Origin of the sequence: Streptomyces spiralis, from assembly GCF_014654675.1 — a bacterium.
GTDB lineage: Bacteria > Actinomycetota > Actinomycetes > Streptomycetales > Streptomycetaceae > Streptomyces > Streptomyces spiralis.
Genome location: NZ_BNBC01000002.1, coordinates 212,669 through 239,024 on the forward strand (window position 1 = coordinate 212,669; position 26,356 = coordinate 239,024).

22 protein-coding genes are annotated in these 26,356 nt (G+C 72.6%); 7 read left to right on the forward strand and 15 right to left on the reverse strand.

Going from position 1 to position 26,356, the window contains the following annotated elements:
- Nucleotides 1-127 precede the first annotated feature (127 nt).
- Nucleotides 128-835, forward strand: a complete 708-nt coding sequence (locus tag IE318_RS03340) for a CBS domain-containing protein (RefSeq protein ID WP_189896096.1) — start codon at nt 128-130, stop codon at nt 833-835.
- Between the two features lie 121 nt (nt 836-956).
- On the opposite strand, the gene IE318_RS03345 is transcribed toward IE318_RS03340, so the two are convergent.
- The gene (locus IE318_RS03345; protein WP_189896098.1) at nt 957-1,829 is read right to left on the reverse strand and encodes a universal stress protein; all 873 of its coding nucleotides are present in this window, start codon (nt 1,827-1,829) and stop codon (nt 957-959) included.
- 13 nt (nt 1,830-1,842) lie between these two features.
- Nucleotides 1,843-3,822: an aconitate hydratase gene (locus IE318_RS03350; RefSeq protein WP_189896100.1), complete on the reverse strand. Its 1,980-nt coding sequence runs from the start codon at nt 3,820-3,822 to the stop codon at nt 1,843-1,845.
- A gap of 292 nt (nt 3,823-4,114) precedes the next feature.
- Here IE318_RS03350 and IE318_RS03355 point away from each other — a divergent pair, with 292 nt between their 5' ends.
- The gene (locus IE318_RS03355) at nt 4,115-4,387 is read left to right on the forward strand and encodes a DUF6343 family protein (protein WP_189896439.1); all 273 of its coding nucleotides are present in this window, start codon (nt 4,115-4,117) and stop codon (nt 4,385-4,387) included.
- Nucleotides 4,388-4,437: 50 nt separating this feature from the next.
- Here IE318_RS03355 and IE318_RS03360 read toward each other — a convergent pair whose 3' ends face one another.
- The 5 genes from IE318_RS03360 to IE318_RS03380 all read right to left on the reverse strand — a co-directional run bounded on the left by IE318_RS03360 (nt 4,438) and on the right by IE318_RS03380 (nt 8,772).
- On the reverse strand, nt 4,438-5,106 hold the full coding sequence (locus IE318_RS03360) for a dienelactone hydrolase family protein (RefSeq protein ID WP_189896102.1): 669 nt from the start codon (nt 5,104-5,106) through the stop codon (nt 4,438-4,440).
- A gap of 157 nt (nt 5,107-5,263) precedes the next feature.
- Nucleotides 5,264-5,716 (reverse strand): YbhB/YbcL family Raf kinase inhibitor-like protein, encoded by a 453-nt coding sequence (locus IE318_RS03365; RefSeq protein ID WP_189896104.1) that lies wholly within the window; start codon nt 5,714-5,716, stop codon nt 5,264-5,266.
- Nucleotides 5,717-5,829: 113 nt separating this feature from the next.
- A complete protein-coding gene (locus tag IE318_RS03370) occupies nt 5,830-7,053 on the reverse strand; it encodes an acyl-CoA dehydrogenase family protein (RefSeq protein WP_189896106.1) in 1,224 nt (407 codons plus the stop codon).
- A 5-nt stretch (nt 7,054-7,058) separates the two neighbouring features.
- Nucleotides 7,059-8,102 carry a phosphotransferase family protein gene (locus IE318_RS03375; RefSeq protein WP_030165869.1) on the reverse strand — a complete coding sequence of 348 codons (1,044 nt, stop codon included), beginning with the start codon at nt 8,100-8,102 and terminating at the stop codon, nt 7,059-7,061.
- A 112-nt stretch (nt 8,103-8,214) separates the two neighbouring features.
- The gene (locus IE318_RS03380) at nt 8,215-8,772 is read right to left on the reverse strand and encodes a TetR/AcrR family transcriptional regulator (protein ID WP_189896108.1); all 558 of its coding nucleotides are present in this window, start codon (nt 8,770-8,772) and stop codon (nt 8,215-8,217) included.
- Nucleotides 8,773-8,896: 124 nt separating this feature from the next.
- Between IE318_RS03380 and IE318_RS03385 the strand changes: the two genes are divergently transcribed.
- Nucleotides 8,897-10,117 carry an FAD-dependent monooxygenase gene (locus IE318_RS03385; protein WP_189896110.1) on the forward strand — a complete coding sequence of 407 codons (1,221 nt, stop codon included), beginning with the start codon at nt 8,897-8,899 and terminating at the stop codon, nt 10,115-10,117.
- 50 nt (nt 10,118-10,167) lie between these two features.
- On the opposite strand, the gene sbnA is transcribed toward IE318_RS03385, so the two are convergent.
- Genes sbnA through IE318_RS03410 form a run of 5 tightly spaced genes read right to left on the reverse strand, consistent with a single transcriptional unit; the run spans nt 10,168 to nt 19,375 of the window.
- Nucleotides 10,168-11,211: a 2,3-diaminopropionate biosynthesis protein SbnA gene (gene sbnA / locus IE318_RS03390; RefSeq protein ID WP_030165877.1), complete on the reverse strand. Its 1,044-nt coding sequence runs from the start codon at nt 11,209-11,211 to the stop codon at nt 10,168-10,170.
- 53 nt (nt 11,212-11,264) lie between these two features.
- Nucleotides 11,265-12,365 carry a 2,3-diaminopropionate biosynthesis protein SbnB gene (gene sbnB, locus IE318_RS03395; protein WP_189896113.1) on the reverse strand — a complete coding sequence of 367 codons (1,101 nt, stop codon included), beginning with the start codon at nt 12,363-12,365 and terminating at the stop codon, nt 11,265-11,267.
- A complete protein-coding gene (locus IE318_RS03400; protein ID WP_030165881.1) occupies nt 12,362-13,366 on the reverse strand; it encodes a TauD/TfdA family dioxygenase in 1,005 nt (334 codons plus the stop codon). Before IE318_RS03400 ends, sbnB begins: the two co-directional genes overlap by 4 nt.
- 31 nt (nt 13,367-13,397) lie before the next feature.
- Entirely contained in the window at nt 13,398-16,793 is a 3,396-nt protein-coding gene (locus tag IE318_RS03405; protein WP_189896116.1) for a non-ribosomal peptide synthetase, read from the reverse strand.
- 14 nt (nt 16,794-16,807) lie between these two features.
- Nucleotides 16,808-19,375: a Pls/PosA family non-ribosomal peptide synthetase gene (locus IE318_RS03410; protein ID WP_189896118.1), complete on the reverse strand. Its 2,568-nt coding sequence runs from the start codon at nt 19,373-19,375 to the stop codon at nt 16,808-16,810.
- A 487-nt stretch (nt 19,376-19,862) separates the two neighbouring features.
- Here IE318_RS03410 and IE318_RS03415 point away from each other — a divergent pair, with 487 nt between their 5' ends.
- The gene (locus IE318_RS03415; protein WP_189896120.1) at nt 19,863-20,807 is read left to right on the forward strand and encodes an MIP/aquaporin family protein; all 945 of its coding nucleotides are present in this window, start codon (nt 19,863-19,865) and stop codon (nt 20,805-20,807) included.
- A gap of 27 nt (nt 20,808-20,834) precedes the next feature.
- Here the strand turns inward: IE318_RS03415 and IE318_RS03420 are convergent, their stop codons facing one another.
- Complete coding sequence (locus tag IE318_RS03420) at nt 20,835-21,338, reverse strand: lamin tail domain-containing protein (RefSeq protein WP_189896122.1); 504 nt, start codon at nt 21,336-21,338, stop codon at nt 20,835-20,837.
- Nucleotides 21,339-21,532: 194 nt separating this feature from the next.
- Between IE318_RS03420 and IE318_RS03425 the strand changes: the two genes are divergently transcribed.
- On the forward strand, nt 21,533-22,177 hold the full coding sequence (locus IE318_RS03425) for a class I SAM-dependent methyltransferase (RefSeq protein ID WP_189896125.1): 645 nt from the start codon (nt 21,533-21,535) through the stop codon (nt 22,175-22,177).
- A 27-nt stretch (nt 22,178-22,204) separates the two neighbouring features.
- On the opposite strand, the gene IE318_RS03430 is transcribed toward IE318_RS03425, so the two are convergent.
- Together IE318_RS03430 and IE318_RS03435 are read right to left on the reverse strand one after the other, a co-directional pair.
- A complete protein-coding gene (locus IE318_RS03430; RefSeq protein WP_189896127.1) occupies nt 22,205-23,230 on the reverse strand; it encodes an alcohol dehydrogenase in 1,026 nt (341 codons plus the stop codon).
- A gap of 165 nt (nt 23,231-23,395) precedes the next feature.
- Complete coding sequence (locus tag IE318_RS03435) at nt 23,396-24,370, reverse strand: TIGR01777 family oxidoreductase (RefSeq protein ID WP_189896130.1); 975 nt, start codon at nt 24,368-24,370, stop codon at nt 23,396-23,398.
- A 142-nt stretch (nt 24,371-24,512) separates the two neighbouring features.
- On the opposite strand from IE318_RS03435, the gene IE318_RS03440 reads away from it, so the two are divergent.
- Together IE318_RS03440 and IE318_RS03445 are read left to right on the forward strand one after the other, a co-directional pair.
- Entirely contained in the window at nt 24,513-25,559 is a 1,047-nt protein-coding gene (locus IE318_RS03440; RefSeq protein WP_189896132.1) for a permease, read from the forward strand.
- A complete protein-coding gene (locus tag IE318_RS03445; RefSeq protein WP_189896134.1) occupies nt 25,556-26,347 on the forward strand; it encodes a TIGR03943 family putative permease subunit in 792 nt (263 codons plus the stop codon). Before IE318_RS03440 ends, IE318_RS03445 begins: the two co-directional genes overlap by 4 nt.
- Nucleotides 26,348-26,356 lie beyond the last annotated feature (9 nt).

Sequence of the window (26,356 nt, forward strand, 5' to 3'; positions counted from 1 at the left end):
CGCCCGGGCTCCGGGTGCCCGCCGGCCGGCCCGGGAAACGGCTCCCGCCGTGTGGGCCGTACGGGCTCGGGTACCCGGCCGGCACCGGCCCCGGAGGAGTACGAGGACGTCCGGAGGGAGCGGAACGATGCCGACGCGACTGATGGACCGGCAGGAAGTGTTCCGTCTCGTCGAGCAGGAGATGGCCCAGCTGGTCGAGGTGCTGCCCCAGGAGCGGTACGAGCTGGTCCATCTCCCGGGGGCGCTGCGGATCGGGCTGCGCGAACTGGACCGGCAGGCCCGGGAGCGGCTGGACATCGCCCGGCCCGTGATCGTCTACTGCGCCGACGAGTTGTGCGACCTGAGCCCACGGGCGGCGGCCCGGCTCGAACAGCTCGGCTTCCGGCAGGTGTACGACTACGTGCCCGGCAAGGCGGACTGGCTCGCGGCGGGCCTGCCGAGGGAGGGAGAGCTGGCGTCCATACCGCTGTCCGGGGACGTGGCCGACCGCGACGTGCCCGTCTGCACGGTCGACCAGTCGATCGACGAGGCCCTGGCCAGGCTGGACGAGACCGGGCGGCGGGTGTGCGTGGTGACCGACGCCGAGCAGGTGGTCATCGGCCTTCTCCGGCACGAGGACGCCGCCGCCCTCACCGGCGGAGTCGTGGACGACGTCCTGCAGCCCGGCCCGACGACGGTCCGTGCCGACCAGCCACTCGTCCCGCTGCTGGAGCGCATGGCGCGCTCGGGCACGGCGGTCGTGCCGGTCACCGATCCGGAGGGACACCTCCTCGGCCTTCTGGAACGCGAGGACATCGAGCGCGTCGTCGCCCGGCGGGAGGCCGTGGCCGGCTGAACCGGACCGGGACCACCGCGACCGGAAGACCGGAAAGGGACTAGGGGGTGTCTCGCCGATCATGCCGGATCCGGGAGCGGTGCCAGGCGCCGCGAGCCCGGCATGATCGGCGAGACACCCCCTAGCGCACGGGAACGATGGCGACGGGGCAGCTCGCATGGTGCAGTACCGCGTGCGTCACCGAGCCCAGCGGCAGCCCCAGCCGGCCCTCGGCCGGGTGACGCGGAAGCACCAGGAGACCGGCCTCCTTCGAGGCATCCACCAGCGCGGAGGCGGGCGCGCCCGCGGCCAGCTCGGTGACCACGTTCACCCCGGGGAACTCCTTGCCGGGACGGGCGGCCCGGCTCAGCAGTTCGGCGTGGTCGCGCTGCTCCTGGTCCATGTCGTCCACCTGCGGCACCATGAGGCCGGCATGGTGCAGCGGCGTCCAGGCATGGACCAGGCGGACGGTGGCCCGGCGGCGGTCCGCCTCGGTGAGGGCGAACCGTACGGCCGGCTCGTCCCGGTCGTCGCGTATCCCGGCCACGATGTCGCCGCCCTTCGCGGGGTCCGGGGCGCCATGGGTCACGACCACCGGGCGGTCGGCGTGCGCGGCCGCTTTGAGGCTCACCGAGCCGAGCAGCAGTTCGGCGAAGCCGCCCCGCCCGCGGGTGCCGAGCACGATCATGTCGGCGTCCGCGTCCTCGGCCGCGTCGAGGACGGCCTCCGCCGGGTCGCCGTGGACGAGGGCGGTGTCCACCGGCAGCCGGGGATGCCCGGAGGCGACCAGCGCCCGGCAGTCGTCCAGCAGGCCGGTGGCCGCCTCGAAGACCTCCTCGGTGAGGCCCGCCCCGGTCTCGTCGTAGCCGACCTCTGGGCCGGGGCCGACGGAGTGCACGAGCCGCAACGCCCTGCCGCTCGACTCGGCTTCGGCGGCCGCCCAGTCGAGGGCGAGCCGGGAGTGCGGTGAGTCGTCGACTCCCACGAGGACCCTGCCATGGTGTTCGTCGGTCATCGGTGTCGTTCCTTCACGCGGAGCGGGCGAGCGCGGGGATCACACCCCCGGCGAGGACGGCCCGGCGCTGCCGGTCGGAGAGCCGGTGGCGGAGGCGGTAGTGCTCGTCGCGGGTGGTGTTGTGGGCGGTGAGCGTCGAGGGGCCCTGTGGCGCCAGCGCCTCGTGGAGTCCGTCGAGGCGCAACCGGTCGCCGGGCTGGATGCGCGCCTGGTCGGCGGGGTCGTCGAACTCCAGGGGCACGACACCGAAGTTGGCCAGGTTCTGCCAGTGGATCCGGGCGTAGGACTTCGCGATCACCGCACGCAGCCCCAGGAACCGCAGGGTGATCGCGGCGTGTTCGCGGGAGGAGCCCTGCCCCCAGTTCTCGCCCGCGACGATCACATGGCCGCCGTTCTCCCGCAGTTCGGCCGCGCGCCGCGGATAGTCGGCGTCGAGCCGGGTGAGGGTGAACTCGGAGAGCTTGGGGATGTTGGAGCGGTAGGGGAGCGCCCTGGCCCCGGCGGGTGAGATCTCGTCCGTCGAGACGTCGTCGCCTGCCGTCAGCAGGACAGGGACGTCGATGGTGTCGGGCAGCGGATCCAGCTCGGGCAGGGCGGAGATGTTGGGGCCGCGTTCCAGCGAGATGTGGGCGGCTTCGTGGGGCGGCGGCGGTGACTCGAGCATGGCGGCGTTCACCGTGGCCTTCTCGGGCAGCTTCAACTGCGGGTACGGCACGTGGTGTTCGGCCGCCCAGTCACGGGGGTCGGTGATGGCGCCGGTCAGCGCGGAGGCCGTCGCCGTCTCCGGGGAGCAGAGCCAGACCGCGTCATCCTCGGTGCCCGAGCGGCCGGGGAAGTTGCGGGGAAAGGTGCGCAGCGAGTTCCGGCCGACGGCTGGGGCCTGGCCCATGCCGATGCAGCCCAGGCAGCCCGCCTGGTGCAGCCGCGCGCCGGCCGCCAGCAGGTCGAAGGTGGCGCCCGCGCGGGTGAGGTCCTGGAGGATCTCCCGCGAGGTCGGGTTGACGTCGAAGCTCACCGCCGGAGAGGTCTGCCGGCCGCGCACCATGGCGGCCGCCATGGCGAAGTCGCGCAGCCCCGGGTTGGCGGAGGAGCCGATCACGGCCTGCCCGATCGGTTCGCCCGCCACCTCGCGCACGGCGACCACGTTGCCGGGCGAGGTGGGCCGGGCGATCAGCGGCTGAAGACCGGACAGGTCGAGGTCCTCCTCCAGGTCGTAGCGGGCGCCTGGTTCGGCGGCGATCTCGTGGAAGTCGTGCTCGCGGCCCTCGGTGCGCAGAAAGGCGCGCACGGCGTCGTCGGCGGGGAACACCGATGTGGTGGCGCCCAGTTCGGCGCCCATGTTGGCGATCACGTGCCGGTCCATCGCGGTCAAGTGGGCCAGCCCCGGGCCGTGGTACTCCAGGACGCGGCCCACGGCGCCTTTCACCCCGTGCCGGCGCAGCATCTCCAGGATCACGTCCTTGGCGCTGGCCCACTCGGGCAGGGTGCCGGTGAGCCGTACGCCCCAGATCTGCGGCATGCGCACGTACAGCGGCTGTCCGGCCATGGCCAGCGCCACCTCCAGGCCGCCGACTCCGATGGCCAGCATGCCCAGCGAGCCCGCGGCACAGGTGTGGGAGTCGGAGCCGGCCAGGCTCTTGCCGGGGACGCCGAAGCGCTGCATATGGGTCGGGTGCGAGACGCCGTTGCCGGGCTTGGAGTACCAGATGCCGTAGTGCCGGGCGGCCGAGCGCAGGAAGGCGTGGTCCTCCGCGTTGCGCTCGTCGGCCTGGAGCAGGTTGTGGTCGACGTACTGCACGCTCAGTTCCGTGCGCACCCGCTCCGGGCCGAGCGCCTCCAGCTCCTGCATCACCAGCGTCCCGGTGGCGTCCTGGGTGAGGGTCTGGTCGATCCGCAGGCCGATCTCCTCCCCGGCGGCCATGCTGCCCTCGACCAGGTGCTCCTCGATGAGCCGGTGCGCCACCGTCCCGCCCGAACGCCGCTCGGTGACCATCAGGTCAGCCCCTTCCCGGTGTGGGTCCACGCTCACCTCGGTGAGGCGCGCGCGCCGGATTCCCCGGACGTATCCCGCGTACCCGTCCCCGCGCGCCGTACCGCGGTTGGCCGTGATCCGGCCGGGTACCCGGGCGCGCGTCAGGTGGCAGCAGGTGCGAGCGCCTGGAGGACATGCCATGACCGACGACAACTCCCGGCGGCGGACCGAAGGCGACCGGACCCCTCGATGGGCGGCACGGGACGACGACGCCCACCGGACCCGGGAACCGGTGCCGCGGGCGCGCTCCGGCATGATCGGCCGCCGCTACCCACGGACCGGCACCGAGCCGGCCACCGCGCAGAGCCCGCTGGGGCTGCGCCTGCTTCTGTCCGCCGTCTTCGTGCCGCTGTTCTGCGCGGCGGCGGCGTTCTTCGCGCTCTGGGCGGCCGACTGGATCCCCGGCGACAGCCCGGGCCGCGGCGCCCTTGTCGTCATCGCCGCCGTGTGCGCGGCGCTCGCCGTGCTGGCAGCGGTCGATCTGGCGGTGGTGGTGCGCCGGATGCGGCGCGAGCGCGGGACCTGATCGTCACCCGCCCGCGCCGGTCACGGTCACGGGCGGGTCGTCCCGTCGTCTCACGGGCGGGTCGTCTCCGCGTACCGCTGGCGCTCCGCGCACCACTCCCTGGCGATGTCGACGAGCTGGTCGAGCGCGTCAGGTTCCTGGAACAGGTGGGTGGCACCGGGCACCACGCGCACGGCGTGGGGCACGTGCAGCCGGTGTGCCGCCCTCTCGGTCAGCCTCAGCACTCCCGGCTCCTGCCCGCCGGCCACGAACAGCACCGGTACGCGGACCCGCTTGATCGTGTCGGTCCCCGGGTCGGGCAGGCCGCCCCACAGCACCACGGTCAGTACCTGGTCCGGCAGGTCGGCCGCCGCTTCGAGCACCGAACTCGCCTGGGTGCCGACCCCGAACAGGATGACCGGCAGGGCCCGCGTGTCGGGTTGGATCTTGACCCAGTCGACCGTGGCCACCAGGCGGCGGGACAGCAGTGCCACGTCGAAGAGGTGCTCACCGCTCCCCGTGGCCCTGTGCTCCTCCTCCCTCTTGCTGAGCAGGTCCACCAGCAGGGTCGCGATCCCGGCCGCGTGCAGGCGGGCGGCGATCGACCGGCTGTGATCGTTCTGCCGGGAACTGTCGACGCCGTGCGGGAGCACCGCGATCGCTTCGGCCGCCGCCGGAACGGACAGGTCGCCGTCCAGGTTGACGCGATCGGCGGGCACCGACACCGTCTCGGACATCATGGGTCATCACTCCCCGGCCACTTGGCTTCGTGGGCGAACACATCCACTCCGGGCCCGGGTACCCGCCCAGGACGCACCGGATTGCCCTGGTTCGGCACGGGATTCCGGCAGGGGATCGCCGGCCCGGGAATCCGGCAGGGGATCGGCCGGGGAGACGTCACCGCTGGTAGAGCCCGACGAGGGTGCCGCTGGCGAGTTGCCGCTTCTCGACCTCCTCGTGCACCTCGGTGGCGCTGGGCGCGTCGGGGAGGACGCAGGGCTCCTTGAGCGCGTACAGGCGGAAGAAGTAGCGGTGCGGATCGTCGCCCGGCGGGGGATGCGGTCCGCCCCAGCCCCGTTCGCCGTAGCCGTTGACCAGTTCGGTGCCGCCGGGCGGGCACTCGCCGGTGGCGACACCATCGCTGTGGGGATCGATGCCGACCACGGCCCAGTGCACGAAGGTGCCCGAGGGCGCGTCGGGATCCTCGCACAGCAGCACGAGTTCGGCCGCGTCGTCCGGCGCGCCGCTCCACCTCAGCGGTGGGGAGACGCTCTCCGCCTCGAACGCGTACCGGCGCGCGATGAAGGCGTGATCGTTGAAAGCGCTGCTAGAGAGTTCGATGCCAGCCATGCCTGCCGGGGTACCCCTCGGCGGCCGTCCCTACCGGAGGACGCCACCGGGCGCGGCGCATCGCCGCGGTCGCGGCGGTGAGGGGCCGGGGCGGGCCCCTCACCGCCGGGAACTCACAGGTACTTCTTCAGTTCGCGGCGCGCCAGCGACCGCTGGTGGACCTCGTCCGGGCCGTCGGCCAGCATCAGGGTGCGCGCGCCCGCGTACAGCTCGGCCAGCGGGAAGTCCTGGCTGACGCCGCCCGCGCCGTGCAACTGGATCGCCCGGTCCAGGATGCCGACCACCGTGCGAGGCGTGGCGATCTTGATGGCCTGGATCTCGGTGTGGGCGCCCTTGTTGCCCACGGTGTCCATCAGCCAGGCCGTCTTCAGGACCAGCAGCCGCAGCTGCTCGACCTGGACCCGGGCGTCCGCGATCCAGTTCTGGACGACGCCCTGCTGCGCCAGCGCCTTGCCGAACGCCGTACGGGACACCGCGCGCCGGCACATCAGCTCGATCGCCCGTTCGGCCATGCCGATCAGCCGCATGCAGTGGTGGATGCGGCCCGGGCCGAGGCGGGCCTGGGCGATGGCGAAGCCGCCGCCCTCCTCGCCGATCAGGTTCGACACCGGTACGCGCGCGTGGTCGAAGACCACCTCGGCGTGGCCGCCGTGGTAGTGGTCCTCGTACCCGAAGACCTGCATGGCCCGCTCCACGGTGACACCGGGCGTGTCGCGCGGCACCAGTACCATCGACTGCTGGCGGCGGATGTCCGGCCCGTCCGGGTCGGTCTTGCCCATCACGATGAAGATCTGGCAGTCCGGGTGCATGGCGCCGGAGATGTACCACTTGCGACCGGTGATGACGTACTCGTCCGTGCCGTCGGAGGCTCGCTCGATGTGCGTGGTGATGTTGGTGGCGTCCGAGGAGGCCACCTCCGGCTCGGTCATCGCGAAGGCCGAGCGGATCTCGCCCGCCAGCAGCGGCTGCAGCCACTGCTTCTTCTGCCGCTCGTCGCCGAACTGGGCCAGCACCTCCATGTTGCCGGTGTCCGGGGCCGCGCAGTTGGTGGCGGTGGGCGCCAGCTGCGGGGAACGGCCGGTGATCTCGGCGAGCGGCGCGTACTGGAGGTTGGTCAGGCCGGCGCCGTACTCGGCGTCCGGCAGGAACAGGTTCCACAGGCCCTGGCGGCGCGCCTCCGCCTTCAGCTCCTCCACCACCGGCGGGTTCTCCCACGGCGAGGCGAGCCGCGCGCGCTGCTCGTGCGCGACCTGCTCGGCGGGGTACACGTACTCGTCCATGAAGGCCAGCAGCCTTGCGCGCAGCTCCTCGGTGCGCGCGTCGAACGCGAAGTCCATGATGGTCAGCCCTCCTGAAGGCCCTCGTGCAAGGTGGTGAGGCCGTGCCGGATGAAGACGGGAACGAGGTCGCCGATGCGGTCGAAGCCGCGGCCGACCGTCTGGCCGAGCGTGTACCGGTAGTGGATGCCCTCCAGGATCACCGCGAGCTTGAACCAGGCGAACGCGGTGTACCAGTCGACGGCGCCGACGTCGCGCCCCGACCGCGCGGCGTACCGTTCGATCAGCTCGGCGGGCGAGGGGTGCCCGGGGGCCTGGGCGGTGGTGGACACGGGCGAGTCGGGCATGCCCAGCGGGGTGGAGTACATCACCAGCAGGCCCAGGTCGGTGAGCGGGTCGCCGAGCGTGGACATCTCCCAGTCGAGGATCGCCTTGATCCTGTCGGCGCCGTCCACGGTCCCGATCAGTACGTTGTCGAGACGGTAGTCGCCGTGCACCACGGTGGGCGCGGGGGAGACCGGCAGTCGGCGGCCGAGAGCGGCGTGCAGTTCGTCGATGCCCGGCAGGTCGCGGTTGCGGGAGGCGTCCAGCTGCTTGCCCCAGCGCCGCAGCTGCCGGTCCAGGAACCCCTCGGGCCGGCCGAAGTCGCCGAGGCCCACGCCGTCGGGGTCCACCGCGTGCAGCTCCACCAGGGTGTCGACGAGGGACAGCACCGCGTTCCGGGTGCGCTCCTCGCCCAGCGGGGCGAGCTGGTCGGCCGTGCGGTAGGGGGTGCCCTCGACGAACTCCATGACGTAGAACGGTGCCCCCAGCACGTCCTCGTCCTCGCACAGCAGCACCGGGCGGGGCACCGGCACGTTCGTGGGGTGCAGGGCGCTGATCACCCGGTGCTCACGCCTCATGTCGTGCGCGGTGGCCAGCACATGGCCGAGCGGAGGCCGCCGCACGACCCACTTCGAGACGCCGTCCGAGAGCGCGTACGTCAGGTTCGACCGTCCGCCCTCGATCAGCCGGCCGGTCAGGGGGCCGCCCACCAGGCCGGGCCGCTCACGGTCGAGCAGCCCGCGCAGCCGGTCGAGGTCGAGTCCGGGCGGGTGGTCAGGGCTCATCGAACGCTCCTGGGAACGAGACGACAACATCAGGTCCCGACCATCATCCTGACTAGTCGGTATGTCGTCCAGTCCGGGGTGTGTCATGTGCGGCATCTCGCAGCGGTCCGCATCAGCGGAGCGCTGCGGCCACCAGGCCGCGGACGTCCCCGGGCGAGACGCCTCCGCCGTTCACCAGGCGATCGAAGACGAGGCCGTCCACGCAGGTCAGCAGGGTGACCGTACGGTCCTCGGCGTCGCCGACGCCCTGCGCGGCCAGGAAGGCGCGCACCACGTCACGCCCCGCGTTCTCGCGCGGCGTGAGGATCTCCCGCAGTTCGGGATGGTGCACGCTCTCGATGGCGCAGGCGTAACGCGCCAGGGAGCGCCGGCGTCCGTCCCCCGTGAGCCGCCGCTCCATGAGGGCGGTGATCCCGGCCACGAGTTCCTCGGCGTCGCGCGGCACCGGCGTCCTCCTTCCGGTCTCCTCCAGCTCCGCCTGGTCGCGCTCGACCAGGCGCCGCACCAGGGCGGTGAGCAGGGCCTGACGCGTGCGGAAGTAGGCGGAGGTCGTACCCGGAGGCACCTCGGCCTCCCGGTCCACCGCGCGATGGGTCAGCCCGCGCATCCCGCTGCGGGCGAGCACGTCGATGGCGGCGTCGGCGAGAACGGCGCGTCGGTCCCTGGGCACCCCCCATTTCTACACCCCCGTTTCTACACCTGTAGAGAGGCGGGATTAGTCTGCGGCATGGCGCTTCTACACCTGTAGAAGATCCGGAGTCGCGGGTTGCGCATCGGGCATGGGGAGGACGGACATGGGTGACGGCGCGGTGGTTGTCGGCGGGGGCATCGGTGGGCTGGCCGCGGCCATCGGTCTGCGGCAGGCCGGCTGGGAGGTGACGGTGCTCGAACGCGCCCGGGAACTCGCGGACGTGGGCGCGGGCATCTCGCTGCACGCCAACGGCATGCGCGCCCTGGACGCCCTCGGCGTCGGCGACGCCGTACGCGCGGCCGCCCGGCCCCAGTACACCGGGGGCACCCGCACTCCGGACGGCGGATGGCTGGCCAGGATGGACGGAGCCGCGCTCGAACAGGCGCTGGGGACCCCGATCGTCGGCATTCCCCGCGCCGAGCTGCACCGCGTGCTGCGCGCCGCGCTGCCGCCCGAGTGCCTGCGCATCGGGACGGAGGCGGCGTCCGTGGAGCAGGACGGCCCCGGCCGCCTGCGCGTGACCGTCGCCGGGACCACCCCGGTCACCTCGGACATATCGGACCTCTCGAACACCCCGAACACACCGGACCCCACGCACACCCTGGACGCCCACCTGGTCGTGGCCGCCGACGGCGTGAACAGCAGGCTGCGCGCCCAGTTGTTCCCGCACCACCCCGGCCCCGCCTACAGCGGCTCGACGGTCCTGCGCGCCATCACCGAGCACCCCGTCGCGCTGCGCACCGACTTCGAACTCACCTGGGGCCCGGGCGCGGAGTTCGGCCACATCGCCTTCCGGGACGGCCGGGCCGAGTGGCACGCCGTGCTCAACGCGCCGCCCGGCCTGCGCCACGCCGACCCCCTCGCCGCGGTGCGCCGCCGGTTCGCCGGCTGGCACGCGCCGATCCCCGCCCTGCTGGACGCCACCCGGCCCGAGGACGTCCTGCACCACGACATCCACGAACTGACGACTCCGCTGCCCGCCTACACCGCGGGCCGGGTCGTCCTCCTCGGCGACGCCGCGCACGCCATGACACCCCACCTCGGTCAGGGCGCCTGCCAGGCCCTGGAGGACGCGGCCACCCTGGCCGCCGCGCTCGCCACCGCACCGACGGTCGAGTCGGCCCTGGCCCGCTACGACGCACAGCGCCGCCCACGGAGCCAGTCCGTCGCCCGCGCGGCCCGTCAAGCCGGGCGCATGGGCCAGCGGTTGAGCAATCCCCTGGCCGTCGCCGCCCGCAACACCGCCCTGCGGCTCACCCCCTCCGGCGTGACCCTCCGGACCATCCTCCGCCACGCCGACTGGACGCCACCGGCCCGGTCCTGAGAAGACGCCGTGCACCGGCGCGCACGGGAACGGGACCCTTCGGACGTCCCCTACACCTCGCGGCGGTTGTCGCACGTCCGGGACACCGGCTCGGCGCCGGGGGAGCCCGCGGTCACCTCCTCGGAGGCGGGATCCCGGTCGTCGCCGAGGACCTGGTCGCCGTACAGGTCCTCCAGCCAGGTCCGCTGGTAGATCGTGTCCAGGTAGCGCTCGCCGAGGTCCGGGGAGATGGCCACCGCGGTGAGGCCAGGGGTCTCGTTGCGGGCCAGCCAGTCCATCGCACCGCTGACCACCGTCCCGGTGGAGCCGCCGAACAGGAACCCGCGGCGGGCCAGCCGGTGGCAGGCGCGGATGGTGTCCGCCTCCTCCACCCGGATGACCTCGTCGACGTAGGACTCGTCCAGCAGCGGCGGACGCATGCTCATGCCGAGGCCGGGGATCATCCGTCGGCCCGGCTCGCCGCCGAAGGCGACCGAGCCGACGGTGTCCACCGCCACGATCCGCACCGGCCGGTGCCACTCGCGGAAGTAGCGGGCGCACCCCATCAGCGTCCCCGTGGTCCCCGCCCCCACGAACAGCACGTCCAGCTGCGGGAACTGGCGGGCGATCTCCGGCGCCGTACGGCGGTGGTGCGCCTGCCAGTTGCCCGGGTTGGTGTACTGGCTCAGCCACACGTACCGCTCGTCGGAGGCGCACAGCGAGCGGACGTAGTCGATGCGGGCGCCCAGGAACCCGCCGTTGGCGTCCAGGTCGGAGATGACCTGGACCTCGCTGCCCAGCGCCTCCATCAGCAGCCTGGTCGACAGGTTGCAGCGGGAGTCCGTCACGCACAGGAACCGGTAGCCCTTGCTGGCGGCGATCATGCTGAGCGCGACACCGAGGTTGCCGGAGGAGGACTCGATCAGGACCGAGTCCTCGGACAGCAGTCCCTCCTGCTCCGCCGACTCCACCATCTCGATCGCGGCCTTCAGCTTGATCGAGCCGGCGAAGTTGAAGCCCTCGCACTTCAGGTAGAGCGAGCGCCCGAAGATCGGCTGGAGGTCGACGAAGAGCTGGCCTTCGTTGAAGGCGTGGGGGGCGGTGATGACGGGCACGCTGGCCTCCTGATGCCTGGGCCGAGGAGAGGGACGATCAGCCGAGAGGTCGATCACCCGTACCGGCACAGCTCGTGGAAGAAGTCGTCGACGACGCGGAGCCGCCCGGAGCGGGCCACCTCGTCGTGGACGAACTTGCCGACGGCGAGATCGAGGACGCCGAGGCCGAAGGGGGAGAAGATCACCGTGCGGTCGGCCGGCGGCTCCACCCGGCCGGTCAGGACGTCGTCGAGGGTGCCGTCCAGGAAGTCCCGCCCCCCGGTGAGCTGTTCGGTCAGGTGCGGGGAGGTGTCGGCCTTCAGGCAGTGCTCGACGTCGTCGACGAAGTTGGCCGAGTCGAGCAGGATCCGCGGGTCGAGGTCGCGCAGCGACACGTGCAGGACCACCGGGTGGTGCGCGAACCAGGACGGCTCGGTGACGTGCGGTTCGCCCGCGACGGTGGCGAAGACCACCAGGTCGCTGGAGCGGATCAGCTCCTCGGGGCTGTCGTGGACGGTGACCGCACCGCAGGAACCGGGCCCTTCGGCGCCGGCCTGCTTCAGGTAGCCGCAGAATCCGGCGGCGCTGTCGGCGGACACGTCGTACACGCCGACGGCGTCGAAGCTCCAGCCGGTGCCGGTGAGGAAGGTGTGGATGTAGCGGGCGATCAGCCCGGTGCCGAAGAAGCCGACCCGGGTGGGCCGGGTCCGGTTGCGGCTGAGCCGGTCCGCGGCCAGGGCGGCGGAGGCCGCCGTCCGGGTGGCGCTGATGATGGAGCTCTCCAGACAGGCGAACGGGTAGCCGGTGGCCGGGTCGTTGAGGATCAGCACCGCCGAGGCCCGCGGCACTCCGGCCGCGACGTTCTCCGGGAAACTGGAGATCCACTTCAGGCCGTCCACGGCCACCGGGGCGCCGACGGAGGCCGGCAGCGCGATGATCCGGGACGTGGGCCGGTCGGGGAAGCGCAGGAAGTACGACGGCGGGTTCACCGTCCGCCCGGCGCCGTGCAGCCGGTAGGTGGCCTCGACCAGGTTCACGATCTCCCGCTCGCGGCCGTGCAGCGCCTGCTGCACCTGCGCGCCGGAGATCACCGCGAACGACGGCACGGGGGCCGGGCCGGCGGCTGCTGTCCCGGTGGGGGACGTCACAGGAGTCACGGGGGTCACAGGGGTCATCGCCGGGTTCCCTCCGGGGTCGGGCGGCCCTCGGCGAGCAGCCGGGGCTCGGCCATGGCGACCAGCACCTCGCGTTCGCCGGTGAAGGGCTCCCTGCTGTGCGCGGTGCGGATGTTGTCGACCAGCAGCAGGTCGCCGGGCTGCCAGGGCTCGCGCCGGGTGTGCTCCTCGTAGGTGGCGTTGAGCAGTTGCACCACGTCCTCCCCGATCGGCGTGCCGTCCCCGTAGCGGGTGTTGAAGGGCAGCCCGTCCTCGCCGTACTCGTCCACCAGGTACTCGCGCACCTCCGGCGCCAGCGTCCACTGGTTGAGGAAGGCGATCTGGTTGAACCAGCAGCGGCGGCCGGTGACCGGATGCCGCAGGACGGCGGCACGGCGCTGCCGGGTGCGCAGCGACCCGTCCGGCTGCCAGGCGAAGTCGATGGCGTGGGCGCGGCAGTAGTTCTCCACGGTCTCCCGGTCCTCCGAGCCGAACGACTCGGCCAGGGACGCCCCGATCTCGTCGTTGTAGCTGCGGGTGAGCAGCCAGCCCTCGCGTTCGAACCGCTCGGTCAGCTCGGCGGGGAGCGCCCGCAGGACCTCCTCGCCGTCGGCCACCGCCGTCGCCCCGCCCCCCGTGGGCGCGGTGAGACACGCGAACAGCATCAGGCCCGGCACCCGCAGCGCGTAACTCAGCTCGTGGTGCATGCACATCGGCTGGTTGTCCGGCCAGGCCGTGGAGGAGTACAGCCCCGCGCCGTACGACGTCCGGGGAGCGAACACCTCCCGCTCGGCCATGAGCTCACCGCCCAGCCCGGCGAAGACCGCCCGGACCTGCTCCGGCTCCCGCAGCCCCAGGCCGCGCACCAGCACCGCGCCGTGCTCGGTGACCTGCGCGCGCAGCGCCGGACGGTACTCGGCCGCCCAGCCGGCCGCGTCGACCGGGGGTTCGACGTGCAGGACCGGCGGCCGGTCCGGTCGCAGCTCCACCTCCAGCAGTGACGCCGGGGACGAGAACGACATCTCGGTTTCCTTTCGTTGGGCGGGGAGGGCCTCAGGAGGAGGCCAGCAACTCAGCGGCGCCGAGCACGGCCCGCGCCGCCTCGGCCGGCCGGGTGCGGGGGAAGTAGTGGCCGCCGTCGGCGAGTTCACGCAGATCCACGTGGTCGGCCAGGAGCCGCCAGTCACGGTGACGCTCGTGGAATCCGGCGGTGTGCGGATCGTCGGCGGCGACGACCACGGTGACCGGCGCGGCCAGCCTCGCCGCCGGCGGGGAGTCCAGGGCGTCGGCGAAGTAGTGGTGCGCCGAGACGCAGTCGTGCCGGTAGGCGGCACCGATGTGCTCGGCGTGCCGCGCGTTCAGCTCTCCCAGCTCCGTGTAGCCGCTGTCCGCGCCCAGCCGCGCCGCGATCTCGGCGTTGCCGCACCGCGCCAGCTCCGCCGCGGCGGCGCGCCGCTCGGCGGCCGTCCCGGGCAACTGCGCGCCGAGGAACACCCGCACCACCTCCACCCCGCGCCGGGGCAGCCGGCGCGCCGTCTCCACGGCGAGGGCGGTGCCGGAGGAGTGGCCCCACAGCATGACGCGCCCGATCCCCCGCCCGGTGATCTCGGCGACGACCTCCTCGACCACCTGCTCCAACGGCGCGAACGGCTCGTCGGCGGCGGCCAGGTCGTGGCCGGGCAGCTCGACGGCGTACACCGCCAGACCGCTGCCCGCCAGGGCGCTCGCCATCGGCTGGAAGTTGACCGCGTTGCCGCCCGCGTACGGGAAGCACACGAGGGCGCACTCCCGCCGGCCGTCCGCTCCCGCCAGCGGCTGAAGCAGCCCGGCGCGCTGCCGGGCCGTGCCGTCCAGCAGCGCGGCGAGGTCGGCCAGGACCGGATGGCGGGTGATGTCCTTCAGGGACACGGCCCGGTTCAGGGCGATGGTGAGCTTCACCGCCGACAGCGAGGTGCCGCCGGAGTCGAAGAAGTGGTCCCCGCGGCCGATCCGCTCCGCGGGCAGCCCCAGCAGTTCGGCCCACGCCTCGGCCAGCCTGCGCTCGGTCGCCGTGCGCGGGGCGTCGCCGTGCTCCCCGCCGGGCCCCTGCGCACGTGCCGCGGGTTCGGTCCGTGCGGCCTGCTCGGCCAGCGCCGTGAGGGCCTTGCGGTCGATCTTGCCGTTGGCGGTCAGCGGCAGGGCGTCCTGCCAGTGGAAGGCCGTCGGCACCATGTACGCGGGCAGCGCGTCCCCCAGCGCCCGCCGCAGCTCCTCCGTCGCCAGGCGCCGGCCGGAGTAGTAGGCGATCAGATGCGTGCTGCGGCCCGCGAGTTCGGCGACGACCACGGCGCCGTCCCGCACCCCCGGCACCCGCAGCAGGGTGTTCTCGATCTCACCGATCTCGATACGGAACCCACGGATCTTGACCTGGCTGTCCCGGCGGCCCAGGAACTCCAGCTTGCCCCCGGGGTGCCAGCGTCCCCAGTCGCCGCCCAGATACAGCCGCTCGCCCGGCCGGTACGGGTCCTCCCGGTAGGCCTCACGGGTGCGTTCGGGGTCGTTGACGTAGCCGCGCCCCACGCAGACCCCGGAGAAGGCGATCAGCCCGGGCGCGCCCAGCGGCACCAGCGACAGGTGCTCGTCGACGACGAGGACACGGACGTTGTTGACCGGCCGGCCCAGCAGCACCCGTTCCGGCACGGCGTCCATGACCTCGTGGTTGGTGTCGTCGGAGGTCTCGGTCAGCCCGTAGGCGTTGACCAGCCGGATGCCGGGGGCGACGCCGAACCAGCGCTGGACCAGCTCCCGTTTCAGCGCCTCCCCGGTCACCGACACACAGGCCAGGTCGGGCAGTTCGCGCGGGTGCTGCTCCAGGTACGACGCCACCACCTCCAGGTAGGAGGGCACGACCTGCGCCACCCCCACCCGGCCGCGGACCAGCGTGTCCACGAACCGCTCCACGTCCACGACCGCGTCCTGCTCCACCAGCAGGGTCCGCCCGCCCACCAGCAGGGCGGCCAGCAGCTGCCACAGCGAGATGTCGAAGCACTGCGGTGCCGTCTGCGCCACCACCCGGCCGGGACCGATCCCCAGGTCGTCGATCTTGGCGAACAGGTGGTTGAGCATGCCGGCGTGCTCGCACATCGCACCCTTCGGCTCACCCGTGGAGCCGGAGGTGAAGTAGATGTACGCCAGCCCGCCGGGTGCCACCTCCACCCCGAGGTCGTCCTCGGCGTGGTCCTCCGCGTAGGCGGTGTCCACCAGCAGCTTCTCGACGTCCGGCGCCGACGTGGCCACGGCCCGGTCCAGGGAGGCGGTGCTGCCGGGCTCGGTCAGGGCCAGCCGGCACCCGGCCCGCTTCAGTGTCGCCGCGATCCGGCCGGGCGGGAAGTGCGGCTCGATCGGCAGATAGACGCCGCCCGCCTTGAACACGGCGAGGACCGCCGCCAGCCAGTCCAGGTTGCGTTCGGTGACCACCGCCACCACGTCCTCGCGGCCCAGCCCGCGCGCCAGCAGCGCCCGCGCCAGCCGGTTCGCGCGGGCGTTGAGCTCGGCGTACGTCCACGAGCGCTCGCCGTGCACCGCGGCCACCGCGTCAGGACGCTCCCGTACCTGCCGCTCGAACAGCTCGTGCGCCCGCGCCTCGGGCAGCTCGCGGTGCGGTCCCGCCAGTCCGTCGAGCTGCTCGCGCAGCTCCTCGGGCGACAGCAGGCTCTGTCCGACGTGCTCGGCGTCCGCGTCGGCCGTCATCAGCCGCAGCGCGGCCAGGTGATAGCCGCCGATCCGGGCCACCGCATCGGCGTCCAGCGCGTCCGTGCGGTACCGCAGCCGCAGCGCCGCCGGCCCGTCCCCGTCGCTCCAGCGCACGTCCAGCACCACGTCCCCGGGCAGCGCGCCCTCGGCGGCCCCGGCACTGGGGGCGCGCCCGGCGCCGCCGCCCGAGTCCTCGGTGCCCTTGGCGCTCCGGGCGCTCTCGGCGGTCCGGGAGCCCTGGGTGCCGTCGCCGGTGCCCGCGGTCTCCCCGGGGTCGAACAGCACCTCGTACGGCGGCTGTGTCAGCCCCAGTTCGCGCCGCAGTTCGCCGACGGGGAAGTCCCGGTGCGTGAGCAGGTCCGCCTCGACCCGGCGGGCGCTGCGCACCAGCCCGCGCCACGTCGGCGGCGCGACGGTCAGCCGGCAGGGCACCGGCCCGCCCCCGCCCCCCGTGGCGTACCCCGTCACCACGTCGCGCTCACCGCACAGCGCGGCCAGCACCTTGGCGTGGGCGGCCAGCAGCACCGCGCTGACCGGCACCCCGAGCTCCGCCGCCAGCGCGCGCACCGACTCCACCACGTCGGCCGGCACCGGCTCCTCGTGCCGGGCCACACCCGGCACGGGCTGCCCGCCCACCCACCGTGGAACGGCGGTGAATCCACCGGCGGTCAGCACGTCGGCCCAGAAGTCCCGGTCCGCTGCCACGAGCGTTCCCATCGAATGACCCTTCCTCAGTTCGCCGTCGGCGCGGCGGGGTTGCCTTCCCAGTGCGCGTTCGCGGAGACTTCCTCTCCCTTCATCAGGAAGGAGTCGGGGGCCAGCACCGCCGAGTCGCCCACCGTCACGCCGTAGTGGACATGCGCGCCGACCCCGAGGGTGACGTCGGCGCCCAGCGTGGTGCGGTCGGACTTGAAGGTGCCGTCCTCCTGCGAATGGCACTGGATCTTGCTGCCGACGTTCAGCGTGCAGTCGTCCCCGATCGCGGTGAGCGTCCGCTCCGTGATGTAGCAGCCGTCGTCGAAGACCCGGCGGCCGATGCGCACCCCCATCAGCCGCCACATCAGGCTCTTGAACGGCGTCCCGTTGAACAGGGCGAGGTAGTGGTCCGGCACCTTCCACAGCCGCTCGTGCCACCAGAAGTAGGGGTCGTAGATGGAGCACAGCCGGGGGCGCAGCGGGCGGAACGAGGTGAGCATCCGCTCCACCAGCACGTAGTAGCCCGCGCTGAAGGCGACGGTGAGCGCCAGGGAGCAGGCGATCACCACGTGTCCCAGCGTGCCGTACAGGTCGACCGAGGCCAGACCGACCGCCGTGAGCGCGACCGTGTGCAGCCAGCGCAGGAACAGATGGAGCGCCATCGAGCGGGCGTTGTAACGATTCTTCGCGGCGAGGTTGCGGCGCAGTTCCTCGCCGGTGCGCAGATGGTCGAACCGGGTGTCGCGCTCGACCGTGCGGGGGATCTCGAAGCAGGGCGAGCCGAGCAGGCCGACCCCCTCGCGGATCTCGCCGTCCAGGGGAACCATCACCTTGGTGGCCAGCAGGCAGTTGTCGCCGGTCCGGCCACCGGCCGGAAAGGCGATGTTGTTGCCGAGGAAGTTGCGGGCGCCGATCGAGACCCGGGAGACCCGGAAGGACGTGCGGGAGTAGTCCGCGTTGAGGACGGACAGCCCGTCGGCGACCATCGTGCCGCTGCCGACGGACACCAGGAACGGGGTCTCGTGCTGGACCTCGGTGCCGAAGTTGGAGCCGGTCTGCTCGACCTTCGACAGGTCGTATCCGATGCCGCGCAGATAGGGGACGATGTAGGAGCTGTCGCCGAAGAGCCAGGTGAAGAACCGGATGTTCGTCAGGGCGGTCGTCAGCCGGAGGGCGGCGTATCGGAAGCCGTAGAGGGGATAGGTCCGGTCGGGTCTGACCACCAGGCGCAGCAGCCGCGGCACCGTGCACAGGGCGGCCACGCCCAGGACGAGACCGCCGAGGAACAGCACCGAGGCCACGACCAGCGTGTCGGTGACGAACTCCCCGGTCGAGGTGGCCCGCGTCCGCGCGTCCAACCGGTCGCTGAGCGCCGGGACCGCGGCGAACACCATGTACACGCCGCCGACGACGAGCGGCAGATAGATCAGGAGCAGCTGGAGCAGGGAGGACAGCGCGAAGCAGGCCCGCCGCAGGGTGCCGCACCGGGCCGGGGGCACCCGCACGTGGTCGACCTGCGTGGGCTGTGCCGGGGAGCCGTGGCGGCGCTCGCCGGAAGGGATCTCCTCACCCCGGTACAGGGCGGAGGCGTGTCCGAGCTGGGCCTCGTCGCCCATGGCGGTGTCGATGTCGAGCACCGTCTTCTCACCGACGAACACGTCCCGGCCGAGGGTGATCCGGCCGGTCTGGATGCGCCCGGCGTGCGCTCGGTAGCAGAGGAAGTACGCGTCCTTGCGGATCACCGTGCCGGCGCCGATGGTGAGCAGGTCGGTGCAGACCGGCACGGAGCGGGAGAGGATCGTGACGTCCTTGCCGATCCGTGCGCCGAGCGCCCGCAGATACATCACGTACAGCGGATTGCCGACGAAGAGGATCATGGGATTGGCGTGGAGCAGCGCCTTGACGATCCAGAACCGCAGATACGCCAGAGACCAGACCGGGAACTCACCGGCTTTCCACCGTCCGACGAGAATCCACTTGGCCACCACCGGGAAGGCGCACACGGCGATGAACCCGGCGCCGCCGCACACGAGCGACCGCAGATAGATGGCCAGGAGACCCGAGGCCGAGGCGACCCATTCATAGCCCTGGGTGGTCGCCATCCCGATCACGAACGAGTAGCCGAGGAAGATCAGCAGCTGAAGGGTCCCGCACAGCAGGTAGCGCACCGTACCGCCCGGTGCGTCCCGGGCGGGCGGCGGCTCCGGCGCCGACGGGCCCGGCCGTGCCGGAGGCGCGGGGGGTGAGGCGGGTTCCGGGGCGGTGGCCGAGGTGGCGGATCCGGCGGGCGCGGACGCGGGCTGTGCGAGCGCGGCCGCCAGGTCGCGGATCGTGGGGCACCGGTAGATGTCCTTCATGGACACGGACGGCAGGTCCGGCCGCTTCCGCACCCGTGCGCAGAACTGGGCCATCACCAGGGAGTTCGCGCCGAGGTCGGTGAAGAAGTGGCTGTCCGCCGGCACATCGTCGGCGTCCACGAGGTCCGCCAGGATGCCGGCGAGTTCCCGTTCGGTGTCCGTCGGCGTCGGCGCGGTGTCTCCGCGTGGGGCGATGGCGGGTCCGTCCGGCTCGGGCATCAGGATGTCGGCAGACTTCTCCACCATGCGTGCTCCCTGCGGAAGGGCCGAAAACCACCGGCCGGCGTGACCGGTCCCCGAGACCGTGCGCTGTCGTCTGCATCCGTTGTGGCTGAATCCGTTGTGGCCTGATCGCGAAGACTGATCACCAAAGCATGGATCAGTCTTGTGCCGTCAGGGGGCCGTTGCCACTTGTGCCGCCGGCCGGCCGCGGGTCACCGGCACGCCGGTACAGCCCGGCTCGCCGCTTGTTTCCCGGCCCCCGCGCCGGCTGGGACGTGCGGCGGGATCACCCATATGGAGTTCACTCGTCCGGCCCTTCCCGCGCGTCGCGACGGTGCGCGCGGGTGCGGAGGGCGGCCCGATGGGAAACCCTTGTCAGCCGAGTGGCCACAGCCCGTACGGACGCGCACACTGAGCAGTGACGCGGGGCCGCGACTGCGCACGATCGCGGGGCCGCCCGAAGCAGGGCTGTGCCGGCCCGCGGGCCGGACCGTTCGTCGAGGGGGCCTGTATGGCCGTAGAGATACCGCCTCTGATCAAACCCTCACGTCTCAGGCGCCGTGGAGGTCTGTGGGGCGAGTGCCTGGCTGAGTTCCTGGGGACCTTCGTCCTCATCGCCTTCGGATGCGGCTCGGTGGCCACGGCGGTCGCGGCGCTGCCCGGATCGGGCCGGACGGCAGGGCCCACCACCTTCTTCCTGGGGGCCGGGGACTGGCTGCTGATCACCTGGGGCTGGGCGTTCGCCGTGGTCTTCGGCGTGTACGTGGCCGGCGGCGTCAGCGGCGCGCACATCAACCCCGCGGTCACGCTGGCCTTCGCGGTGCGGCGCAGGTTCCCGTGGGTGAAGGTGGTCCCGTACTGGTGCGCGCAACTGGTGGGCGCCTTCGCCGGAGCGGCCCTGGTGTACGCCGTGTACCACGACGCCATCAACACCTTCGACGCGGCGATGAAGGGACCGAAGACCAACGGGCACACCGTCGCCTCGTTCTCCATCTTCGCGACCTTCCCGGCGCCCTACTTCCACGGCGGCGTCTGGGGACCGCTGGTGGACCAGATCGTCGGCACCGCGCTGCTGCTGATGCTGATCGCGGCGGTCGTCGACCTGCGCAACACCGCGGTGAAGGCCAACCTCGGGCCGCTGGTGGTCGGCTTCGTCGTCGCCGCGATCGGCATCTCGTACGGCGCGAACGCCGGATACGCCATCAACCCGGCCCGCGACTTCGGCCCCCGGCTGTTCACGTTCGCCGCGGGGTGGGGCGACCTTGCGCTACCGGGGTCCCTGGCCGGTTCGTTCAGCCACTACTGGTGGATCCCCATCGTCGGGCCGCTGGTCGGTGGTGTGGTCGGCGTGCTCGCCTACGACCTCTTCGTCGGCGACGTCCTCACCGTCCGCGCCCAGGAAGGCGTGCCGCCCGAGCCCGGGCGCACCCGCGTCAGCACGCAGGACGAGGAGTAGCCGTCAGGAACAGGCCCGGGCGCGGGGTCAGCCGTGGTACGTGATGTAGCCGTTGCCGTCCCGGTCGTCGCGGGACCTGGTGTAGGAGTGCACGTCCGCGCGGGCGCCGGAGGGCTTGTAGAGGTAGACGGTGTCCTTGTCGTTGTTCCACATGAAGTTGCAGTTCTGGCGGTAGGCGACGTTCTTGGCGTCGGACTCCGTGCCCTTGCCGCCGCGCAGGCTCACATAGTCGCCGGGCTGGAGGTAGTGGTTGGCGGAGAACCGGTACGTGTTGCCGGCGGCGTCCTTGACGACGTAGCCCTTGAGGTTGACCGTCGTGGAGCGCGAGTAGTTCTTGATGGTCAGGTACTCGCTCTTGGTGTTGCCCGTGCTGCAGCTGTTGGAGTCCCGCCCGGGCGCGTCGTACTGGATGCCCTTGATCTTCAGGGCGGAGGAGTACTCGGCAGCCTGTGCCGGGGCCGCGGCGACGACGGCGACCGCCGCGACGGTGGCGGTGGCGGCGGTGGTGGCGAGCGCGGAGCGTATACGCATGAGGTTCCCCCCTCAGTGGTGCGAACGGAGCGGCAGGAGCTTACCCAAGACGTGATGGTCAGGTGACGGAAAGGTGGGGGAAATGTGTAGGCGATGGGTGTGGGTGCCGGTGTCGGGTGTGCGGCCGTTCGTGTGACGGCACCGCTCGAGGCCCCGTGCCGTGGGCGGCGCGTGTGCTCGGATAGCGTGGCGGTGTGACCGAGACCGACTATCTCGCTGCCGTGCGCGAGTCGTACGACACAGTCGCCGCCACCTACGCCCAACGCGTGCCGGAACCGGCCGCGTTGGATCCGCTGTCCCGCGGCATGCTGGCGGTGTTCGCCGAGTCGGTGCGGCGCGCCGGGACGGGGCCGGTCGCCGACGTGGGGTGCGGGCCCGGCAAGGTCACCGCCCACCTCGCCGCGTCCGGCGTCGACGCCTTCGGTGTCGACCTGTCGTCCCGGATGCTCTCGCTGGCCCGGCGCGCCCATCCGCACCTGCGGTTCGTACAGGGGTCGATGACCGCCCTCGGGATCGGCGGCGGCGCCGTCGGCGGCATCCTGGCCTGGTACTCCACGCACCACACGCCCCCCGCCCACCTGCCCGCGGTCTTCGCCGAGTTCCACCGCGTCCTCGCGCCCGGCGGCCATCTGCTGTGGGGGTGCTACACCGGCGACGAACACCTGCGCCCCGTCCAGGGGTACGGCCACCCCGTGTCCTACGAGTCGTACCTGTCGCCGGCGGAACGGGTGGCCGAACTGCTGGGCCGGGCCGGGCTCGTGGTCACCGCGACCCTGGAGCAGGAGCCCCAGGGGAGGCTGACCCGGCGGCACGCCTGCCTGCTGGCCCGCAAGCCCTGACTGTGCGGGCCCGGGTGGTCACGCCGTTCACGTCGTGGTGAGCACCATACGGAAGCGGGCGGCGCCCGAGAGCATCTTCCGGTACGCCTCGTCGGCCCGCTCCAGCGGTACCGTCTCGGTCATCGGGCGGATCCCGTGCAGAGCGCTGAACGCCATGGTGTCCTGCACGTCCTGCGCGGTGCCGGACGGATGGCCGCGGATCTCCTTGCCGGCCATGATCAGCTGCAACGGGCTGATCCCCAGCGGCTCGGGCGTCGCGCCGATGACGACCAGTTCGCCGCGGTGCGAGAGCCCGTCCACGGTCGCCGCGATGGCCTCGGAACTGCCCGCGGTGGCCAGGACGACCCGCGCGCCGCCCAGGGAGCGCAGCGCCTCGGCGACGGGCGTGCCCGCCGTGCTGTCGACATAGTGGTGGGCGCCCAGCCGCTTGGCGATCTCGGCCTTGTCGGCGCCCCGGGCGATCGCCACCGTCTCCAGGCCCATGGCCACCGCGTACTGCACTCCCAGGTGCCCCAGGCCGCCGATGCCGAGCACCGCGACCAGGTCGCCGGGCCGGGCGGGGCTGCGCCGCAGCCCGTTGAACACGGTCACGCCGGCGCACGCCATGGGCCCCGCGTCGCTCGCCGCCAGCCCCTCGGGGATCCGGGCCAGGGCGTCGACCGGTGCGATCACCCGCTCGGCGAAGCCTCCGTCGTACGCCCAGCCGGGCACCTTCAGGTTCTCGCACACGATGAAGTCGCCCTGCCGGCACGGCGTGCAGTGGCGGCAGCTGCCGCCGAACCAGCCCACCGCCACCCGGTCGCCCTCCTGCCAGCCGAACTCCCGCGCGCCCTCGCCGAGCGCGTCGATCCGGCCGGCGATCTCGTGCCCGGGAACCACCGGGAACCGGACGCCGGGCACCGCCGCGTCCACGAAGAACGCGTCGCTGTGGCAGACGCCGCAGGCCTCCACGGCGATCCGCACATGTCCGGGACCCGGCTCCACCACCTCACGCTCGGCGATCTCCAACGGCCCACCGGCAGCGGTCGCCTGGGCGACTCTGTAGGTACTCATGTCCGACTCTCCCGGTTCGATACGGCGCTCCCGACACGTACCCCCACCCCCAGCACACCAGCCCGAAACGGATTGCGCGCGCCGAGCACTGCCACTGGGGCCGCCTCGGCGCCCGGAGGATTCCTGCCGGTGTCGACCGTCGTGCGGTCGGCGGGTCGGGGGCGCTCATCGCGTGCCGCGGGCGGGGCGGCGGGCGCGCGGTCGGGTCCGGACGCGTCGGACGAGGTCCGCGGCGGCCTGCGGCCACTGCGGGTGGTCGAAGGCGAAGCCCGCCTCGAGCAGGCGGCCGGGCACGACACGTCGGCTCTTCAACAGCAGTTCGGTGTCCGTGCGCAGCACGAAGGCGCCGGTCTCCGCCATCCACGCGGTCGCCGGCAGACCCATCGGGACACCCCAGGCGGTGCGCAGCTCGCGCATGAGGGCGCGCTGCGGCACGGGGTTCGGCGCCGCGAGGTTCACCGGCCCGGCGATGTCCTCCCGGCCGGCCAGGAACTCCACCGCGCGCACGAAGTCGTGCTCGTGGATCCAGGACACGTACTGCCCGCCGCCCGCCACCGGGCCGCCCAGACCCAGCCGGGTCAGCCACAGCAGGACGTCGAGGACACCGCCCCGGTCGGGGCTCATCACCATGGCGGAACGGAGGGCGACCTTGCGGGTGTGCGGGGTGTCGGCCCGCTGCTGCTCACGCTCCCAGGCCTTGGCGATCTCGACGCTGTAGGCCCAATAGCCGGGAACCCCGGGTTCCGACCCGCCGATCACCCCGCTCCGCTCGTCGTTGGGCGCGTCGAAGCGATGGGCGTACACGGTGGCCGTGCTCATCTGGAGCCAGACACGCGGCGGCCGTACGGCGGCGGCGATCGCCTCGCCCACGACCCGGGCGGAGTCCACCCGCGAGTCCATCATCGCCCGGAGGTTGGCGGGGGTGTACCGGCAGCTGACGCTGCGTCCGGCCAGGTTCACCACCATGTCGCAGCCGTCGATCACCCCGGCCCACGGACCCAGGGTCCGCCCGTCCCACCGGACCTGCCTTGGGCCCACGGGGTGCCGGCTCAGCACCACGACCTCGTGCCCGGCGGCGGCAAGCGCGCGCTCGAGCACCGTACCCACCTGCCCGGTCCCGCCGGGCAGCACGATCTTCATCGGACGTCGACCCCCTCTGTCGGTGGGAGCGACTGTAGCCCAGAGAGTTGAACGCGTTCAAAAACGGTCGGCGCGTCCCGCGCGCGGGACGGGGCGGCGGGCCCGCTATGTTCTCTCCGGAGAATCGATCTTCGGAGCCTGCATGCGCGAGACAGACGTACTGGGGGAGGAGGCGGTGACGCCCTCGGCGGTCCCTGCCGCCTCCGTGGCGGCCGACGACGCCTCCGCCCGCGGCCTGCCCCGGTTCTGGCCGATCCTCCTGCTGGGCGCGGCCGTCGTCCCCGGCGGGGTGATCTTCGCCGCCGGGCGGTGGGCGGACGCGCCTGCGCTGCAGGCCTGGCGGACCGTCTGTCTCGCCGTCACCGTCCAGGCGCTGCCCTTCCTGCTGCTCGGCACGGCCCTGTCCGGCGCCATCAACGCCTTCGTACCGGCCCGCGTGTTCAGCCGGGTGCTGCCGAAGCGGCCCGTCCTCGCCGTCCCGGTGGCCGGGGTCGCCGGAGTCGTCCTGCCCGGCTGCGAATGCGCCTCGGTGCCGGTCGCGAACAGCCTGATCAACCGGGGCGTGACCCCGGCCGCCGCGTTCGCGTTCCTGCTGTCGGCGCCCGCCGTCAACCCGGTCGTGCTGACCGCCACGGCGATCGCCTTCCCCGGCAAGCCCGCCATGGTGCTGGCCCGGCTGCTCGCCTCGCTGGCCACCGCCGCCGTCATGGGCTGGCTCTGGCTCTTCCTGGGCCGTGAGAAGTGGCTCCGGCCCACCGTGCGGCACACCGGGCACCAGCCGGGGCACAACCGCTGGACGGAGTTCCGGCGCGGCTTCCAGCACGACTTCCTGCACGCGGGCGGCTTCCTGGTGCTCGGCGCCATGGCCGCGGCCACCTTCAACGTGACGGTCCCGCGCACGGTGCTCGACACCTTCTCCGGCTCGCCCTGGCTGTCGGTGCTGTTCCTGGCGGCGCTCGCCGTCCTGCTGGCGGTCTGCTCGGAGGCCGACGCCTTCGTCGCGGCCTCGCTCACCGGGTTCTCCCCCCTCGCCCGGCTGACGTTCATGGTGGTCGGCCCCATGGTCGACCTGAAGCTGATCGCCCTTCAGACCGGCACCTTCGGCCGCGCGTTCGCGGTCCGCTTCTCCACCGCCACCATGGTCGTCGCCGTACTGTGCAGCGCGCTCGTCGGAGGTTTCCTGCTGTGAGACGCCCCCTTCAGGTGGCCCTGCTCGTGCTCAGCGGCCTCGGCCTGCTGCACGCCTCGCTCTTCACCGACCTCTTCCTGCGCTACGTCAAGGAGGGCATGCGACCGCTGCTGATCGCCTCCGGCGCGGTGCTGCTCGTCCTGGGCGTGGCGGAAGCATGGGCGTCGCGGCCGGACGCGGGCACCGCCCACGCCCCCCACGACGGTCACGGCCACGCCCCCCACGACGGTCACGGCAACGCCTCCCGCCACGCCGTTCACGGTCACGACCACGGCTCCGTGCCCCGCGTCGCCTGGCTGCTGCTGCTTCCGGCGCTCAGCCTGCTGTTCTACGCCCCGCCGGCCCTCGGCGCGTACACCGCCTCCCGCGAGGCCCCCAGGGCCGTCGACCGGCAGAGTCACTTCGACCCGCTGCCCGCGACGTCACCGCTCCCGATGACCCTCACCGACTTCACCCGCCGGGTGCAGCAGGACCGCGAGCAGGCCATCCGGGGCCGCACCGTCCTGCTGACCGGCTTCGTCACGCCGGAGAAGGGCCGCGACACCTGGTACCTGACCCGGATCATCCTCTCCTGCTGCGCGGCGGACGCCCAGTCCGTGAAGGTACGGATCTACGGGACACCGGCGCCGGCCGCCGACACCTGGGTGTCCGTCACCGGTACCTGGCACCCGGGCGGCACCCTGGGCACGACGTCCGCCCAGGCGGCCATGGACGCCCGTGAGATCAAGAAGATCCCGCGACCGATCAACGGCTACACGGACGACCTCCCGCTCGTGCCGACCCGCTGACGGCTCGGG